The sequence below is a fragment of the Microbacterium resistens genome, assembly GCF_021172025.1.
Lineage (GTDB): Bacteria > Actinomycetota > Actinomycetes > Actinomycetales > Microbacteriaceae > Microbacterium > Microbacterium resistens.
On record NZ_CP082781.1, the window covers coordinates 1,473,354 to 1,489,076 of the forward strand.

The 15,723-nt window shown below is 71.8% G+C and carries 14 protein-coding genes; 4 read left to right on the forward strand and 10 right to left on the reverse strand.

Going from position 1 to position 15,723, the window contains the following annotated elements; genetic code table 11:
• Nucleotide 1: 1 nt before the first annotated feature.
• The gene (locus K8F61_RS07170) at nucleotides 2-775 is read right to left on the reverse strand and encodes an isocitrate lyase/PEP mutase family protein (protein ID WP_231821172.1); all 774 of its coding nucleotides are present in this window, start codon (nucleotides 773-775) and stop codon (nucleotides 2-4) included.
• Nucleotides 776-857: 82 nt separating this feature from the next.
• On the opposite strand from K8F61_RS07170, the gene K8F61_RS07175 reads away from it, so the two are divergent.
• Complete coding sequence (locus K8F61_RS07175; RefSeq protein ID WP_231821173.1) at nucleotides 858-2,273, forward strand: RNB domain-containing ribonuclease; 1,416 nt, start codon at nucleotides 858-860, stop codon at nucleotides 2,271-2,273.
• A gap of 74 nt (nucleotides 2,274-2,347) precedes the next feature.
• On the opposite strand, the gene K8F61_RS07180 is transcribed toward K8F61_RS07175, so the two are convergent.
• The 3 genes from K8F61_RS07180 to ispG are packed head-to-tail and all read right to left on the reverse strand — an operon-like array spanning nucleotide 2,348 to nucleotide 5,249.
• A complete protein-coding gene (locus K8F61_RS07180; protein WP_231821174.1) occupies nucleotides 2,348-3,199 on the reverse strand; it encodes an alanyl-tRNA editing protein in 852 nt (283 codons plus the stop codon).
• Nucleotides 3,196-4,101, reverse strand: coding sequence for a phosphotransferase family protein (locus K8F61_RS07185; protein ID WP_231821175.1), 906 nt, complete (start codon nucleotides 4,099-4,101; stop codon nucleotides 3,196-3,198). Before K8F61_RS07185 ends, K8F61_RS07180 begins: the two co-directional genes overlap by 4 nt.
• Nucleotides 4,098-5,249 (reverse strand): flavodoxin-dependent (E)-4-hydroxy-3-methylbut-2-enyl-diphosphate synthase, encoded by a 1,152-nt coding sequence (gene ispG, locus K8F61_RS07190; protein ID WP_174522541.1) that lies wholly within the window; start codon nucleotides 5,247-5,249, stop codon nucleotides 4,098-4,100. Before ispG ends, K8F61_RS07185 begins: the two co-directional genes overlap by 4 nt.
• A 209-nt stretch (nucleotides 5,250-5,458) precedes the next feature.
• Between ispG and K8F61_RS07195 the strand changes: the two genes are divergently transcribed.
• The 3 genes from K8F61_RS07195 (at nucleotide 5,459) to K8F61_RS07205 (ending at nucleotide 8,809) form a co-directional block, all read left to right on the forward strand.
• Nucleotides 5,459-7,393, forward strand: coding sequence for an anthranilate synthase family protein (locus K8F61_RS07195; RefSeq protein WP_231821176.1), 1,935 nt, complete (start codon nucleotides 5,459-5,461; stop codon nucleotides 7,391-7,393).
• Nucleotides 7,394-7,592: 199 nt separating this feature from the next.
• Nucleotides 7,593-7,838 carry a hypothetical protein gene (locus K8F61_RS07200; protein WP_231821177.1) on the forward strand — a complete coding sequence of 82 codons (246 nt, stop codon included), beginning with the start codon at nucleotides 7,593-7,595 and terminating at the stop codon, nucleotides 7,836-7,838.
• Nucleotides 7,835-8,809 carry an SRPBCC family protein gene (locus tag K8F61_RS07205; RefSeq protein WP_231821178.1) on the forward strand — a complete coding sequence of 325 codons (975 nt, stop codon included), beginning with the start codon at nucleotides 7,835-7,837 and terminating at the stop codon, nucleotides 8,807-8,809. The genes K8F61_RS07200 and K8F61_RS07205 overlap by 4 nt, the downstream gene beginning before the upstream one ends.
• 24 nt (nucleotides 8,810-8,833) lie before the next feature.
• On the opposite strand, the gene K8F61_RS07210 is transcribed toward K8F61_RS07205, so the two are convergent.
• The 6 genes from K8F61_RS07210 to dxr all read right to left on the reverse strand — a co-directional run bounded on the left by K8F61_RS07210 (nucleotide 8,834) and on the right by dxr (nucleotide 15,673).
• Nucleotides 8,834-10,114: an RNA polymerase sigma factor gene (locus K8F61_RS07210; RefSeq protein ID WP_231821179.1), complete on the reverse strand. Its 1,281-nt coding sequence runs from the start codon at nucleotides 10,112-10,114 to the stop codon at nucleotides 8,834-8,836.
• Nucleotides 10,114-10,479 (reverse strand): YciI family protein, encoded by a 366-nt coding sequence (locus K8F61_RS07215; RefSeq protein WP_231821180.1) that lies wholly within the window; start codon nucleotides 10,477-10,479, stop codon nucleotides 10,114-10,116. Before K8F61_RS07215 ends, K8F61_RS07210 begins: the two co-directional genes overlap by 1 nt.
• Before the next feature lie 108 nt (nucleotides 10,480-10,587).
• Nucleotides 10,588-11,958, reverse strand: coding sequence for an MFS transporter (locus tag K8F61_RS07220; RefSeq protein WP_231821181.1), 1,371 nt, complete (start codon nucleotides 11,956-11,958; stop codon nucleotides 10,588-10,590).
• 190 nt (nucleotides 11,959-12,148) lie between these two features.
• The gene (locus tag K8F61_RS07225) at nucleotides 12,149-12,955 is read right to left on the reverse strand and encodes an SDR family NAD(P)-dependent oxidoreductase (RefSeq protein ID WP_231821182.1); all 807 of its coding nucleotides are present in this window, start codon (nucleotides 12,953-12,955) and stop codon (nucleotides 12,149-12,151) included.
• A 237-nt stretch (nucleotides 12,956-13,192) separates the two neighbouring features.
• Nucleotides 13,193-14,527: a M50 family metallopeptidase gene (locus K8F61_RS07230; protein ID WP_231821183.1), complete on the reverse strand. Its 1,335-nt coding sequence runs from the start codon at nucleotides 14,525-14,527 to the stop codon at nucleotides 13,193-13,195.
• A gap of 60 nt (nucleotides 14,528-14,587) precedes the next feature.
• The gene (dxr, locus tag K8F61_RS07235; protein ID WP_231821184.1) at nucleotides 14,588-15,673 is read right to left on the reverse strand and encodes a 1-deoxy-D-xylulose-5-phosphate reductoisomerase; all 1,086 of its coding nucleotides are present in this window, start codon (nucleotides 15,671-15,673) and stop codon (nucleotides 14,588-14,590) included.
• Nucleotides 15,674-15,723: the final 50 nt, after the last annotated feature.

The window sequence follows — 15,723 nt, forward strand, 5'->3', positions numbered from 1 at the left end:
TTCAGTTCAGGGGGCGGGTGCCCTCCGGGATGCCTGCACCCGCGTAGATGCCTGACGCGGCGTCCTGGAGGGCGGTGAGCGCCACGCGCTGCGGCAGCGGTCCGTAGGAGATGCGGGCGACGCCGAGCTCCTCGTACTCGGGCGCGGTGAGCGCTCCGGGCAGTCCGATCACGCTGACCTTGCGCACGCCGATCCCCTCGACGAGCTGCCGGGTGACGTCGGCGTCGAGGATTCCCGGGACGAAGACGCAGTGCGCTCCGGCTTCCAGGTACGCCCGCCCCCGGGCGATCGCGTCGGCGACGCTCTCTTCCACCGGACGACCGCCGGCGCGGACGAACGCGTCCGTGCGCGCGTTGAGCACGAACGGCACGCCCTCGGCCTCGGCCGCGGCGATGATCGCCTCGACCGCGGCGACGGACTCCGCCAGCGGCTTCAGACGGTCCTCCACGTTCGCGCCGACCACGCCCGCGCCGATCGCGAGACGCGTCGTCTCCCCCGGCGCGCCGTAGGCGTCGTCGAGATCCGCGGTCACCGGCAGATCCGTGGACGCGGCGATGCGCCCCACCATGTCGATCATCAGGTCCCGCGGGATCGCACCGTCGTCGTAGCCGAAGCTCGACGCGATCGAGTGCCCCGCGGTGGCCAGGGCGGTCGTCTCCGGGAGGGCGGCCACGGCGGACGCCGAGACCACATCCCAGACGTTCACCACCCGCAGGATCTCCGGAGCGTCATAGAGGGCGGCAAGACGGACGGCACGATCGGTCGAAGAGGTCATGCGACCACGCTACCCATGCGGACGGACACCGGCGCCGGATCCGCCGAAGGCCGTCGTCGGAGGCGCGCCGTAGGCTGGCGTCATGCCGCAGCGCCGATCGCACGTCGCCCCGTCCGCCGAGCAGAGCGAGCTCGCCGCCGCCCTCGCCGACCTCCGGACGACCCTGGACGCGCCGACCTCCTTCTCGGCCGAGGCGGAGGCGGAGGCCGCCGAGGCGACCGCGACGACTCCCGACCTCGACCTGCGCGACATCCCGTTCGCCACGCTGGACCCGGCCGGCTCTCGAGACCTCGACCAGGCCTTCCATCTGGAGCGGGCAGGATCCGGTTTCACCGTTCGCTATGCGATCGCCGACGTCCCGGCCTTCGTCCGCCCGGGCGGAGCCGTGGATGCCGCGGCCCGCGAACGTGGTCAGACCCTCTACGCCGCCGACGGATCCATCCCGCTGCATCCCCGAGTGCTCAGCGAGGATCGCGCGTCCCTCCTGCCGGACGTGGACCGCCCCGCACTCGTATGGACGTTCGTGCTCGACGCCGAGGGAGCCGTGACCGATCGCCGCCTGGAACGCGCGCTGATCCGGTCCCGCGCCCAGCTCGACTACGTCGGCACCCAGCGGGCCCTGGACGCCGGCGAAGAGTCCCCCGCATCCCTTCTGCCCGAGGTCGGGGCCCTGCGGTTCGCCCAGGAGAGCGCCCGCGGCGGCGCCAGCCTGAACCTCCCGGACGAGGAGGTCGTGCGCCGCGAGGACGGCACGTACGCGATCGAACGGCGCCACCCGCTCCCGGTCGAGGAGTGGAACGCGCAGCTCTCGCTGATGACGGGCATGGCCGCCGCCGAGATCATGCTGGAGGCCCGGATCGGCGTGCTTCGCACCATGGCCCAGCCGGACGACGCGGCGTTCGAGGAGTTCCGCCGCCGCACCCGCGCCCTCGGACGACCGTGGACGACAGGACGATACGGCGACTACCTGAGAGGTCTCGACCGCGCGGATCCGCTCACCCTTCCGATCCTCGAGGCCGCGACCACCCTCTTCCGGGGCGCCGGCTACGTGACCTTCGACGGCACGGTGCCGCAGGACGCCGGCCAGGCCGCGATCGGCGCCCCGTACGCGCATGCCACCGCGCCGCTGCGGCGCCTGGTCGACCGCTGGGCCCTGACGATCTGCCTCGCCGCGGCCCGGGGCGAGGAGGTCCCGGATTGGGTCCGGGAGAGCCTGCCGACGCTTCCGGGGATCATGCAGGCGAGCGGCCAGCGGGCCTCGCGACTGGAGTCCGAGACGGTGAACCGGGTCGAGGCGGCTCTGGTCGCTCCCCTGATCGGCTCCTCGGTGCCGGCGACGATCATCGAGATCCGCAAGGACCGAGCCGAGGTCCAGCTCGTCGACCCGGTCGTCACCGCCACGGCGCCGGTCCCTCCCGGGGCGGCGCCGGGCTCGGTGGTGTCGCTGCGGGTCGTCCGGGCCGACATCGACCGCGGCGAGATCGAGTTCGCGCTCTGACCTCGCCGTTCGGGGCGCGTCCCGGGGCATGAGCACCCCGCGGAAGACCCCGATCCCCCGGCGGGCGCCCCGGATCAGGCCGAGGCCGGCACCGCCGTCGTCGTCATGACGAGCAGCTGCGGGTCGGACAGGTCCAGCGTCACCCGGATCGCGGCGAAATCCGCGGTGCTCGTGACGTGCGTGCCGCCGCAGAGGATCGAGGCGGTGCCCTCGGGAAGCTCGCACACCCAGCGACGCCGGTCCGTGATGGCGGGACCGTCGGTCTCGATCCGGCTGGGGGCGCCGGCCGCCACCCAGGCCGCGAGCTGCGCGTTGATCCGCTCCTCGCGCTCCGAGAGCGAGGCTGCGAACGTCTCGGTGTCGAACCCCGCCTTGCGCAGGCTCTTCCCCAGGCGGTACTCGTCGACCGATCCGTCCTGGCGGATCCGGCTGATCTGATTCGCGCGGCCCTCGAAGTCGGGGGTCCCCAACGCGTCCGACCCCGGATCCTTGCGCCAGAGGTCCGCGACGGCGAGGTCGAGGGCGAGGGAGGCGAGGTGACACGCCGTGTGCCCCCTGCTCAACCCCGCGCGGCGGTCGGCGTCGACGTCCAGGACGACGCGCGCCCCCGGAGCGAGCCATCCGGGCGCCTCGCCTCCGAGGCGGTGCCCCACGCCCCATGCCCATCCCTCGGCACCCCGCTTGACCGGGATGTCCGTCCCGACGGCGAGGACGCCGTCGTCGGACACGGCGACCATCACGGCCTCGGTGACCGGCACGGACTCCCCGTCAGGGTCGCGAACCCATCCGGTGTCCCCGGGCTGGTCCGGCCAGGTGTGGTCGACGGGATGGAAGGGCGTGGCGTCCACCACGAGGACGCCGCCGTCCACCCGCACCACCTGCGCGTCGCCGTGCACGTCCCCCTGCGCGAACGTCACCGTCGTCATCTCGTCTCCTCCGTCTCGCCCAGGACGTCCGCGATCATGCGATGCCCCTGTGCCTCGAAATCCTCGTCGCCCGTCTGGTACGCCCAGGCCGCGGTCCCCACGGCCTCCGCGAGGCGCAGCGCCGTCCAGTGGTCGTGCGCCCCCTCGCGGCCGAGGCGGGGATCCGCGCCATAGCCGTCGAGGAACGCATCCTCACACGACGGAGCGTCCCGCCATTGCTGCGCCGCGAGGCGCAGGAGGTCCGATGCGCGGCTGCGGAAGGAGAACCGTCCGAAGTCGATGACGCGGAGCCCGCGGGCCGGATCGTCGCCGTCGAGGAGCCAGTTGCGCGGCTGCCAGTCGCCGTGGGTCGGCACGAGCTCCGGGGTCCCCGGTCGGAGCCGGTCGAGCAGCGCCCGCACCTGCTCCTGGACCTCCGGGCGGATGCGGTGCGGCGAGGCGAGCGAGCGGCGGACGCGGTCGAGCACTCCCTCGTCGCCGGGGCGGGACGCCTGGTCGTGGAAGCGACGCAGCAGTTCGCCGGCACGGCGGTGGACCGCAGGATCGAACGCCGCGTCCGTCCCGTCCACGAGCTCGCCGGGAAGGTGGTCCGCCACGAACACGCGATCCTCCCGCGAGGCGTGCCGGAGCCGCGCCGCGAGGCCGTCCCGCGACCAGACGTCGGTCCAGCCGTCGTGCGCGTCGAGCTCCCGCCCGATGTGGTGGTTCGACGGATCTCCCGCCTTGACGATGAGACGACTCCCGTCGTGCTCCGCCTCGTACACGAACGCTGAGACGGAGCCGTGCCAACCCCGGTCGGCGACGATCCGGGCCCCGGGGATCCACTCGCTCAGGCGGGCACGCTGGGCGGCGCTCAACCGGTCCGCCCCGGGGATGTCCCGCGCGCCCGGGTGCGCGGTCACGCCGTGACGACCTGGGCGGTCCCGATCGGCGCGTCCGGGCCCATCTCGTCGGCGATCCGGTTCGCCTCCTCGATCAGCGTCTGCACGATATCCGCCTCGGGGACGGTCTTGATGACCTGGCCCTTGACGAAGATCTGCCCCTTGCCGTTGCCGCTGGCCACCCCGAGATCCGCTTCGCGGGCCTCTCCGGGACCGTTCACGACGCAGCCCATGACGGCCACGCGCAGCGGGACGGTCATGTCCTTGAGACCCTCCGTCACGCTGTCCGCCAGGGAGTACACGTCGACCTGCGCGCGTCCGCACGACGGGCAGGACACGATCTCGAGCTTGCGCTCGCGGAGGTTCAGCGACTGCAGGATCTGGTGGCCGACCTTGACCTCCTCCGCCGGCGGCGCGGACAGCGAGACCCGGATGGTGTCGCCGATCCCCTCCGCGAGAAGGATCCCGAAGGCGGTGGCGGACTTGATGGTGCCCTGGAAGGCCGGGCCCGCCTCGGTGACGCCGAGGTGCAGCGGCCAGTCGCCCATGGCGGCGAGCAGCCGGTACGCCTTCACCATCACGATGGGGTCGTTGTGCTTGACCGAGATCTTGAAGTCGTGGAAGTCGTGCTCCTCGAACAGCGACGCCTCCCAGCGCGCGCTCTCCGCGAGCGCTTCCGGGGTGGCCTTGCCGTACTTCTCCAGCAGGCGCTTGTCGAGCGAGCCCGCGTTGACGCCGATGCGGAGCGAGACGCCGGCGTCCTTCGCGGCCTTGGCGATCTCGCCGACCTTGTCGTCGAACTGCCGGATGTTGCCGGGGTTCACCCGGACCGCCGCACAACCGGCGTCGATCGCCTGGAAGACGTACTTGGGCTGGAAATGGATGTCCGCGATGACGGGGATCTGGCTCTTCTTGGCGATGATGTGCAGCACATCCGCGTCGTCCTGGGACGGAACGGCGACGCGGACGATCTCGCAGCCGGACGCCGTCAGCTCGGCGATCTGCTGCAGGGTCCCGTTGATGTCGGTGGTCTTGGTCGTGGTCATCGACTGCACCGAGATCGGGGCGTCACCGCCCACGAGCACCTTGCCGACCCGGATCTGACGGGTCTTTCGGCGCGGAGACAGGATGTCGGGGACGCGGGGCATCCCGAGGTTCACGGCTGGCACTCTTCCAGGGTAGTCGTCCGTCGCGCGACAGGGCCGGATGCACGCTGTGTGGTACCTTCAGGCGCATGTCCGTGAACTCCGACCGCCCGTCATCCGGTGGCTGGTGGCCCGCCTTCTAGGCGGACCGTTCGCGTACCACGAGACCGAGACCGCCCTCCCGGGGCGGTCTTCGTCGTTCGGCCGCACCGGATTCCCTCCAGGAGACACCGATGACCCCCACCGCCTCGCCGGAGTCCGACGCGACCAGGCTCCCGGCGCGTCTGCGCGCCCTCGCCGCCGATGCCTCCGCGTCCTTCGTCCTCCTCGCCCGCGAGGGCACCGACGCGGTAGAACTGCTCACCGGTCCGATCCGGGACGTCGAACTCCTCGCCGACATCCCTTTGCACGATGCGGACGGCGGATCCCGCGAGGTGTTCGCGCTCGTCCCCTTCCGCCAGGTGCGCGAACGGGGGTTCGAGGCGCAGGACGACGGGGCCCCTCTGCGGTGCCTCCTCGTGGAGGAGCATCTGACGGCGGACGCCGACACGGTGCGCCGGGCCCTCCCCGACGAGGCGATCCCGCTCCGGGACGGCGGGTTCGACCTCAGCGACGACGACTATGCCGCGATCGTCGAGACGGTGATCTCCGAGGAGATCGGGCGCGGCGAGGGCGCGAACTTCGTGATCCGCCGCGACTACACCGCGCGCATCGACGCGGATGAGCGCCACGCGGCGCTCACCTGGTTCCGCGCGCTGCTGGAGCACGAGCGGGGTGCCTACTGGACCTTCGCCGTGGTGACCCCGGACGTCATCGCGGTCGGAGCGAGCCCGGAGGCCCATGTGGTCGCCCGCGACGGGATCGTCACGATGAACCCGATCTCGGGAACCTTCCGTCACCCGGCGGGCGGGGCGACCGCCGAGACCCTGACCGCGTTCCTCTCCTCCACCAAGGAGACGGAGGAGCTGTTCATGGTCGTCGATGAAGAGCTCAAGATGATGAGCGCCGTCTGCTCGGACGGCGGACGCATCACGGGGCCGCATCTCAAAGAGATGTCCCGCCTCACCCACACCGAGTACATGCTCCGCGGCCGGAGCCGGCTGGACCCGCGGGAGATCCTGCGCGAGACGATGTTCGCCCCGACCGTCACCGGGTCCCCGATGCAGAACGCCTGCACGGTCATCCGGCGCCACGAGCGCAAGCCGCGCGGGTACTACTCCGGCGTCGCCGCACTGTTCACCCCGAACGCGGAGGGCGGACACGACGTGGACGCCCCGATCCTCATCCGCACCGTCTATCTGCGCGACGGCGCCCTCAGCGTCCCGGTCGGCGCGACCCTCGTCCGCCACTCGGCCCCCGCCGGCGAGGTCGGCGAGACGCACGGGAAGGCCGCCGGGGTGCTCGGGGCGATCGGGGCCGTCGCCCGCGACGCCGCCGCCGAGGCCCGGGCGGATGCGGACGCCCCGGGTGCGAAGAAGGATGCCGCTCGGCTCGCCGACGACCCCGCGATCGCCGCTCTCCTCGCCTCGCGCAACGAACGGCTCGCGGAGTTCTGGATCCAGCCGCAGGAGGACGACTCGGCCGCAGGGCCGTTCGCGGGCAGGACGGCGCTCGTCGTGGACGCCGAGGATCGCTTCACCACCATGCTCGCGCATCAGCTGCGCCATCTCGGCCTGGAGGTGCGGATCGCCGCCTGGAGCGAGGTCGCCGACGAAGACGTCGACCGGGCAGACCTGCTCGTCGCGGGGCCCGGCCCCGGCGATCCCCGTGATCCGTCCAGCCCGCGGATCACCCGGATGCGGGAGGTGGTCGCCCGGCGGCTCGACGCCGGCCGCCCTCTCTTGGCCGTCTGCCTGAGCCACCAGATCCTCGCCGACCGTCTGGGCATCGGTCTCGCGCCGCTGCCCAGCCCTCATCAGGGAGTGCAGAAGACCGTGCCCGTGTTCGAGGAGGACGCCTCGATCGGCTTCTACAACACGTTCACCGCACGGGTGGCGCCGGGAACGGCCGAGGTGGGAGCCGCGGAAGTGTCCGCGGATCCGGAGTCCGGCGACGTCTATGCCCTGCGCGGACCGGCGTTCGCCTCGGTGCAGGGGCATCTGGAGTCGATCCTCTCCCGTGACGGGATGCGCACGCTGCAGCGGCTCATCGCACACGCCCTGTCCTGATCCTCCCGCCCCGGCCGCCCGACGCGGCGCCTCGTCCGAGGAGCCATCCGAAACAGGCATTCGCGCGGGATCAGGCAACTTCTCGCCTTGTTCGCCTGATCGCGCGCGAATGCCTGATCTCGCGTGGCGGGCGTATCCCGAACCAGAACCTCTAGCAACTCTGGTTGACAGCGCGCAATAAGCAACGTAGGTTGCTTGCATGGAGTCGACACGGATCGCGGACCTCGCCGCGGACACGACCGATCCCCGCGCGGGACTCAGGGCCGTCGCGACGTTGCGCGCGCTCGCGGACACGCTGGAGCTGCGCCAGGTCGAGGCGGCTCTCCGCAGCGGCATGAGCTGGCAGGAGGTCGCCGACGCCCTCGGCGTCACCCGCCAGGCCGCGCACAAGAAGCACGCGAAGCGGATCGATCCGTCGATCCCCGTTCCCCGGAGGACCTCATGACGTTCACGCAGACCCTCACGACGAGCCACACCCTGTCGGTCACCGCCATGGAGGAGGCCTCCCGCCTGGGCCAGCACGAGGCCGACATCGATCATCTCCTGCTCGCGCTGACCCTGACCGAGCAGCCGGCGGGCCAGGTGCTGCGCGCCATGGGCGTCACCCTCCACGCAGCGCGGAGCGCGCTTTCGGAGCTTCGTGCTGATCAGCTCCGCTCCCTCGGCATCGCCACGCCGGAGCCCGCGCCGGGTCGCATCACGATGCAAGAGGGCGGCGAGTACACCTGGACGCCTCGTGCGGTCGAGCTGATGGGCCGCGCCGCCAAGCACGGCGGGGACGCGACCGCGGTGCTGCGACTGCTCATCGCCGAGCCGAGCGGACTGATCGCCGACCTGCTCGAACGCATGGGGCACAGCACCGAGGCGGTCGCCGACCGCCTCGACGAGGTCGGCACGCTCTCGCGCCATCACCCGCGGAAGGAGCCGGGCACCATCGTCGGCACCTCCGAGGCTTTCGTCCCCGCACCGATGGCGGAGGTGTGGGCGTTGCTTGCGGATGCGCGACGCATGCCGGAGTGGGAGCCGATGACCGAAGACGTCGACCCGCCGGTGGGATCCCCCTCCCCCGGATCGAGCTGGACGACGCTCGGACCCCGGACCTCGTCGAACGGCAAGTCCCTGCCCGCACAGACCCGTCGCCGGACCGTGGAGCTGCTCATCGCCGACGAGCCTGCGCAGATCGCCTGGGCCTTCCGGTTCCCGGATGCCCCGCGAAGCAACTCGGCCCGGCTGGAGATCGAACTGTCGCCTGCGGCGGGAGGCACGCAGCTCCATCTGACCTGGGGCTGGGTGCGCACGCGACGGCGGCGGCCGATCCTGGGTCTCGTCCTGCGTCCGCTCTACCGCTTCTTCCTGTGGCTCCAACTGCAGCAGATCTCCGGCGGGATCAGCCGAGCCCTCCGCTCCCCGAGCTGAACCGTGGCGCGGCCACGAAGGGGGTCAGTCGGCCACGCCGGCCGCGGCGATCCGCGCGTCGAGCAGGCGCCGTTCGGCGTCGTTCCCGCTGAGCTGTCGCGCCCGCTCATCCGCCGCCCGAGCCTCGTCGGCGCGGCCGATCCGTCGCAGGAGAGCGGCGCGCACGGCATGCCAGAGGCGGTAGCCCTCCAAGCGTGCTCCGACGGCTTCGAGCTCGTCGAGACCGGCGCGCGGCCCGGCGCACTCGGCGAGCGCCACGGCACGGTTCAGCCGGACCAGCGGAGACGAGTCGTAGACCAGGAGCAGGTCGTACAGGGCGAGGATCTGGGGCCAATCCGTGTCCGCTGCCTCCTGCGCGTCGGCGTGGCACGCCGCGATCGCCGCATGCAGCTGCCAGCGACCGGGTCGCCGAAGCGCACCGGCTCGCTCCAGCGCACTTCGCGCTGTCGCGAAGTCGGCCGCGTCCCACAGCGAACGGTCCTGGGCATCGAGAGGGACCAGACTGCCGTCCATCACGCGAGCGGGTCCGCGCGCCCGATGGAAGTGCAGAAGCGCCCGTAGCCCGTGCGCCTCGGCCTCGTCCGGGAGACAGAGCGCGATCACACCCGCGAGCCACAGCGCGTCGTCGGCGAGATCGTGTTCGGGGTCGGCGCTCTCGCCGTCGCGGAGCTGCGCCGCGTCGTACATCACCGAAACGACGGTGAGGACGAGGTCGAGCCGGGCGGCGCGCTCCCGCCCACGCGGGACACGGAGGGGGATGCCGGAGGCGGCGATCTTCCGCTTGGCCCGCACGATCCGTTGCGCGACCGTCGACTCGGGCTCGACGGTCGCGCGGGCGATCTGCGCCGTGGTGAGGCCCACGACCGCGCGAAGCGTCAGGGCGAGCTGTCCCGCGGGTGCGATGGCGGGGTGGCAGCAGCCGAACAGGAGCGGGAGCCGCTCGTCCAGCACCTCCTCGGCCTCTTCGCCCGCGGGCGCCGGCGCGCCCTCCCCGGCACCCGTCATCGCCGTGGCGGCGACAGCCTCGACCTTCTCGCGGTGTCGGCGCGAGCGCCGGACGAGATCGAGCGCGTCATGCCGGGCTGCGGTCATCAGCCAGGCTCCTGGCCGCGGGGGCACCCCGTCGCGGCGCCACGCCCGAATCGCCTCCTCGATCGCGGAGGACGTGGCCTCTTCGGCGACGTCCAGGTCGCCGAAGGAGCGGTGCAGCGCCGACACGACCCGCGCGGCCTCCTCGCGGACGACCCGCGCCAGCTCGGTGTCGGACCGGGAGGCGGCCCGGTCCGACACCGGTGCGCCGCTCATCAGGCGAACAGCTCCTCGTCGTCGCACATGGGGCGGATCTCCACGGCGTTGCCGGGGTGCTCCAGGGACGGCCAGGTCCGGGCGAGGGCCAGCGCCGCGTCGAGATCGGGAACGTCGATGAGGGTGAAGCCGCCGATGACCTCCTTCGCCTCGGAGAAGGGGCCGTCCACGACGACCGGACCCCGCTCGGAGGCCCGGACAGTGGTCGCGGATTCGGCGCTGTGCAGCGCCGCTCCGCCGTCGAGGATGTGCTGCGCGTTCGCCTCGTGCCATTCGAGGATGCGTGCGAGGTCCGCCTCCTGCACCTCCTCCGGCACACGGGCGTCCAGCTCGGGGTCGGAGGTGAACATCAGAACGTACTTCATGGGCGGTCCTTTCCTGATCGGGAACGGTTGGGGGGAACCGTTTCACAGGAACAGCGCTCGGGCAACCGCGAGATCGACACCGGTGGCGGATCTCACCCGAACCGCGGACTACCGCACCGGCACCTCCGCCACGGGCGTGTCCTCCGCCAGCGCGTCGACGGTGATCCGTCCCGTGTCGTCCGCCACTCCGCGCGTGGGGATCGTGAGGATGAAGACGATGCCGACCAGTGCCGCTCCGATCGCGAGGAAGGCGGCGGCGTAGGGGTTGCCGGTGAGTTGGGTGAGCTGCGCGGCGAGGTACGGACCGGCGCCTCCTCCGATGGCGGCGCCGAGCCCGAACCCGAGGGCGGCCCCGGTGTAGCGCACGCGTGCGGGGAAGACGGCCGTCATCGACGCGTACGCCGGGGCGGCGACCGCCCCGCCCAGGCCGCCGAGCAGGCAGAAGCCCGCCGCGCTGACCCAGAAGTTCCCGGCCGTCGCCTTCATGAGCATCATGACGGGGAGGAAGGACACCGCCAGGAGGCCCATGATGAGGATCATGGTCTTGCGCCGGCCTAGCCGGTCGATCACGAGCCCCGTCAGGATCGTGACGACGATCGCGGCGATCCCCTGCAACGAGGCCATGACCGCCGTCGCGCCCGGCTCGAATCCCGCCTCCCGCTGGAGGAACAGCGGGATGTACACGGCCAGGATGTAACCGATCATCAGGACGGTCCCGGTCAGCACCATCACCTTGAGCAGCGGACGCCAGTAGCCGACGATCAACTCTCGGACCGGCGAACGCTCCACCTTGTGCGCCGCCGCGAGGCGGCGGAACTCCGGCGAATCCTCCAGACGGAGGCGCAGGAGCAGGCAGAGGAGTGTGAGCGGAAGCGACAGCAGCAGCGGAACCCGCCATCCCCACTCGGCCATGACGCCTTCCGAGAGGACGGCGGTGATGACCGCCACCGCTCCGGGGGCGAGGAACGCCCCGGCGGCGGAGCCGAGCGGCGTGATGGTGCTGAGCAGACCGTGATTGCCGCGGTGGGCGTGCTCCGAGACGAACGTGGTGGATCCGGCGAGCTCGCCGCCGGCGGAGAACCCCTGCAGAAGACGAAGGATCACGAGCAGCAGAGGCGCGAGAGCGCCGATCGCGGCGTAGGTCGGGAGCAGGCCCATCGCCGTCGTCACGACCCCCATGCCGATCACGGTGACCATGAGGGCGAAACGCCGTCCCATCCGGTCCCCGAGGCGTCCGAAGAACAGCCCGCCGAGCGGACGGGTGAGGAAGCCGCTGCCGAGGGCGAGGATGGAGCTCAGGATCGACAGGAAGGGATCCTCCCCGGGGAAGAAGAGCGGCGCCGTGTAGACGATCAGGTAGGCGTAGACGAAGAAGTCGTAGGACTCGACGATCGTGCCGAGCAGCCCCGCGAGGGACGCGCGGCGCACCATCGCGGGGGTCGGGATGGGGGCGGAGACGTGCGATGCATGGTGGCTCATGGTGACCTCTCTGTCACGGACCGGGTGGGGGCACGGCGGCGGGGCGTGTTCGCCGCGCGGGACCACGGTGTCCCGCGCGCAACCCCTTGACATTGACGACTGTGGCCAACGGCCACTGCCTTGGACTCTAACACCAAGCAAGCGCTTCGTCACGCCTCATTCATGCATTGCACGCACCGACGAGCGCGGGTCAGCCCGGCATCCCTGCACCGCCGTTGGGGCGAAGGACCTGTCCGGTCACGAAACGCGAGGCGTCGGCGGCCAGGTACAGCACGGCCAGCGCGATGTCGACCGGCTCGCCCGTGATCCCGAGCGGGGACACGGAGGCACGGCGGGCGAAGACCTCGCGCCGAGCCTCCTCGTCGACCTCGCCGTCCGCCGTCGTCCAGTGGTGCGCGACCATCGGGGTGTCCACCCACCCGGGGGCGACGGCGTTGACCCGGATCCCCTGCGGACCGACCTCGACGGCCAGCGACCTCGTCAGCATCGCCACGGCGGCCTTCGTCAGCGAGTATCCGGCGATGCCGGCGGTCGGCAGGTCGATCGCGCTGGAGGCGACGTTGATGATGGATCCGGACCCCTGGGCGGACATCGCGCGGACCGCGCTGGCGCAGCCCCAGTACGTGCCCCGGAGATTGACGTCGAGCAGGAGGTCCACCTCCTCCTCGGGCATGTCGGCGACGGCGCCGTAGCGGATGACGCCCGCGACGTTGGCCCAGACGTCGATCCGCCCATGGCGGTCGCGAGTGGCCGACGCGAGATCCTCCATGTCCGTCCGTCGCGAGACATCGGAGACCAACCCGGTCACGGCACCGCCGGCCGCGTCGACGAGCGCGACGGTCTCGGCGAGCGTCAGGGGGTCGGCGTCGCTGACGAGCACGGCGGCCCCCGCCCTGGCGAGCGTGAGCGCCACGCTGCGCCCGATCCCTCCGCCAGCACCGGTCACGACCGCCACGCGGTCCGTCAGGTCGAAGTACGGCTCGATGTCGGCGTGCATGCGGGCGCCTCCCGGATCAGGCGGCATCATTCACACCGCGCTTCGCGTCGTTTGTCGCGAGCGTAGCCATTGGCCACGGATGCGTCAAACATCCCCCTGCGGTATCGCTCCACATCAGGCGTTCGCGCGAGTTCAGGCAACGCACGGGCGGTGTCGTCTGATCCGGCGCGAACGCCTGATCTCGCGCGGGGCGCGGCCGCGGCCACGCCCTGCGTTCGCGCGGACGTCGCTCCTGGCTCAGCCGCCGAGGAGGTCCACGGGGTTGAAGAGGTCCGCGATGAGCAGCAGAGCGCCCATGGCGATCAGGACGCCCGCGACGACGATGGTGAGCGGAACGAGGCGCGTCGCGTCCACCGGCTTCGGTGGGGGCCGACGGAACAGCCGCGCCCAGGCCCGCTTGACCCCGTCCCAGAGAGCCACCACGATGTGCCCTCCGTCGAGCGGAAGAAGCGGGACGAGGTTGAAGACGAACAGGGCGATGTTCAGCGAGCCGAGGAGGCTGAACAGCACCACGAAGCGGTTGAGCACCGGCGCGTCGGTGGCGGCGACCTCGCCGGCGAGCCGCCCGACGCCGACGACGCTGAGCGGACCGTTCGGATCGCGCTCTCCCCCGGTCACCAGCGAGACGCCGACGTCCCACAGCCGCACCGGCAGGGTCGCGATCATGGAGGCCACGCGTCCGACGTTGTCCGCGGCCGCCTCGACACCCGCGGTGAGCGGCTGGGGCACGTACGCGAGCTGCGCGCCGACCCCGGCGTACCCGACCGTCTTCAGGACCGGCGCGCCCCGCTCGTCGACGACCGCTCGCCCGTCGGCGTCCACCTCGCCGCGCTGGGCGGCCACGGGCGTCAGCGACAGCTCCACCGGACCGCCGTCGCGCTCGACGACCACCGCGAGCGTCCTGCCGGGCGAGGCCTGGATGATCGCGCTGGCCTCCGCGAAGGTCGTGACCTTCTCGCCGTCGATGGAGACGAGCACGTCCCCCGGGCGGATCCCGGCCTGTGCGGCGGGAGCCGCGGGGTCGCCGGGCGCGCATGCCTCCTGGGTGGACCCGGCAGGCAGCACGCACTCGGACACGGTGGCGATGGTGGTCGTCCCCTGCTGCACCCCGATGCCGCTGAGCAGCACCGTGAAGATCAGCACGGCGAGCACCAGGTTCATGAAAGGCCCGCCGAACATGACGATGATCCGCTTCCACACGGGCAACCGGTAGAACACCCGGTCCGCGCGCGAGGGGTCGATCGTCTCGTCGTTCGCGGTGCGGGCGTCCTGGATGAGGGCGCGGAACATCCCGCTGCCGGCTCGCCCCTCGACCTCGCCGTCCGCCGCAGGCGAGGGCGGGTACATCCCGGACATGGAGATGAAGCCGCCGACGGGCAGGGCCTTCACGCCGTACTCCGTCTCGCCGAACCGGCGGGACCACACGCGCGGACCGAAACCGATCATGTACTGGCCGACGTGCACGCCGAAGAGCTTCGCGGGCACGAGGTGCCCGATCTCGTGCAGCGCGATCGAGACGCCGATGCCGACCAGCATGAACAGCAGGCCGCCGATGTACAGGAGGATCTCCACCCGGACACGCTACCGTCCGGGATTAGGAGAACGCCGAGTCCGTCGGGGCCCGCCCCGTCCTCAGGAGCCGGCGGCGATGAGGCGATCCGCGCGCCGGCGCGCCCACTCCTCCGCCTCGGCCAGGCTCTCCAGAGTGAGGCTCTGCGGCGGCTCATGAGCGTCCACCACGGCCGCGATCGTGTCCACGATCCCGAGGAAGGACAGGCGTCCGTCGTGGAAGGCCGCGACCGCCTGCTCGTTGGCGGCGTTGTACACCGCGGGGAACGTCGCGCCGGCCCGCCCGACGCTCCTGGCCAGGGCGACGGCGGGGAAGGCGTCGTCGTCCAGCGGCTCGAAGGTCCAGGACGTGGAGGCCGTCCAGTCGATCGGTCGCCCGACACCCCCGACGCGGTGGGGCCAGTCCAGGCCCAGGGAGAGCGGAAGACGCATGTCGGGCGGCGACGCCTGGGCGATCGTGGAGCCGTCCACGAACTCGACCATCGAATGCACGACGGACTGAGGGTGCACGACGACCTCGATGTCCTCGTAGTCCACGTCGAACAGCAGGTGCGCCTCGATGACCTCGAGACCCTTGTTCACGAGCGTCGCCGAGTTGGTCGTGATGACCTTGCCCATGTCCCAGGTCGGATGCGCGAGGGCCTGCTCCGGCGTGATCCCCGCCATCTCGGCGCGGGACCTGCCGCGGAAGGGACCGCCCGACGCGGTGACGATCAGCCGGCGGACCTCGCCGTGCCCGCCCGAGCGCAGCGCCTGTGCGATCGCCGAGTGCTCGGAGTCCACCGACACGATCTGCCCGGGCTGCGCAGCCGCCGTGACCAGGGATCCCCCGACGATGAGCGACTCCTTGTTCGCCAGCGCGAGGGTCCTCCCGGCACGCAGCGCGGCCAACGTGCTGCCGAGTCCCACCGCGCCGGTGATCGCGTTGAGCACGACGTCGGCGTCGACGTCCCGGACCAGCTGCTCCGCCTCGGATGCGCCGAGCGCGGTGTTCTCCACCCCGAACTCCTCGGCCTGCGCGGCGAGGGTCCGCGCGTCCGTTCCCGCGGCCAGCCCGACCACCTCGAAACGGCGGGGATGGGCGCGGATCACGTCCAGCGCCTGGGTGCCGACGGAACCGGTCGAGCCGAGGACGATGATGCGACGCATGACGCCAGCCTACGGCGCCGGGCGCAGCGACGCGGAGCCCGGACGCCGCA

Coding starts and splice junctions, on each gene's coding strand:
- K8F61_RS07170 (WP_231821172.1), bottom strand. CDS start 775: ATGACCTCTTCGACCGATCGTGCCGTCCGTCTTGCCGCCCTCTATGAC.
- K8F61_RS07175 (WP_231821173.1), top strand. CDS start 858: ATGCCGCAGCGCCGATCGCACGTCGCCCCGTCCGCCGAGCAGAGCGAG.
- K8F61_RS07180 (WP_231821174.1), bottom strand. CDS start 3,199: ATGACGACGGTGACGTTCGCGCAGGGGGACGTGCACGGCGACGCGCAG.
- K8F61_RS07195 (WP_231821176.1), top strand. CDS start 5,459: ATGACCCCCACCGCCTCGCCGGAGTCCGACGCGACCAGGCTCCCGGCG.
- K8F61_RS07200 (WP_231821177.1), top strand. CDS start 7,593: ATGGAGTCGACACGGATCGCGGACCTCGCCGCGGACACGACCGATCCC.
- K8F61_RS07205 (WP_231821178.1), top strand. CDS start 7,835: ATGACGTTCACGCAGACCCTCACGACGAGCCACACCCTGTCGGTCACC.
- K8F61_RS07210 (WP_231821179.1), bottom strand. CDS start 10,114: ATGAGCGGCGCACCGGTGTCGGACCGGGCCGCCTCCCGGTCCGACACC.
- K8F61_RS07215 (WP_231821180.1), bottom strand. CDS start 10,479: ATGAAGTACGTTCTGATGTTCACCTCCGACCCCGAGCTGGACGCCCGT.
- K8F61_RS07220 (WP_231821181.1), bottom strand. CDS start 11,958: ATGAGCCACCATGCATCGCACGTCTCCGCCCCCATCCCGACCCCCGCG.
- K8F61_RS07225 (WP_231821182.1), bottom strand. CDS start 12,955: ATGCACGCCGACATCGAGCCGTACTTCGACCTGACGGACCGCGTGGCG.
- dxr (WP_231821184.1), bottom strand. CDS start 15,673: ATGCGTCGCATCATCGTCCTCGGCTCGACCGGTTCCGTCGGCACCCAG.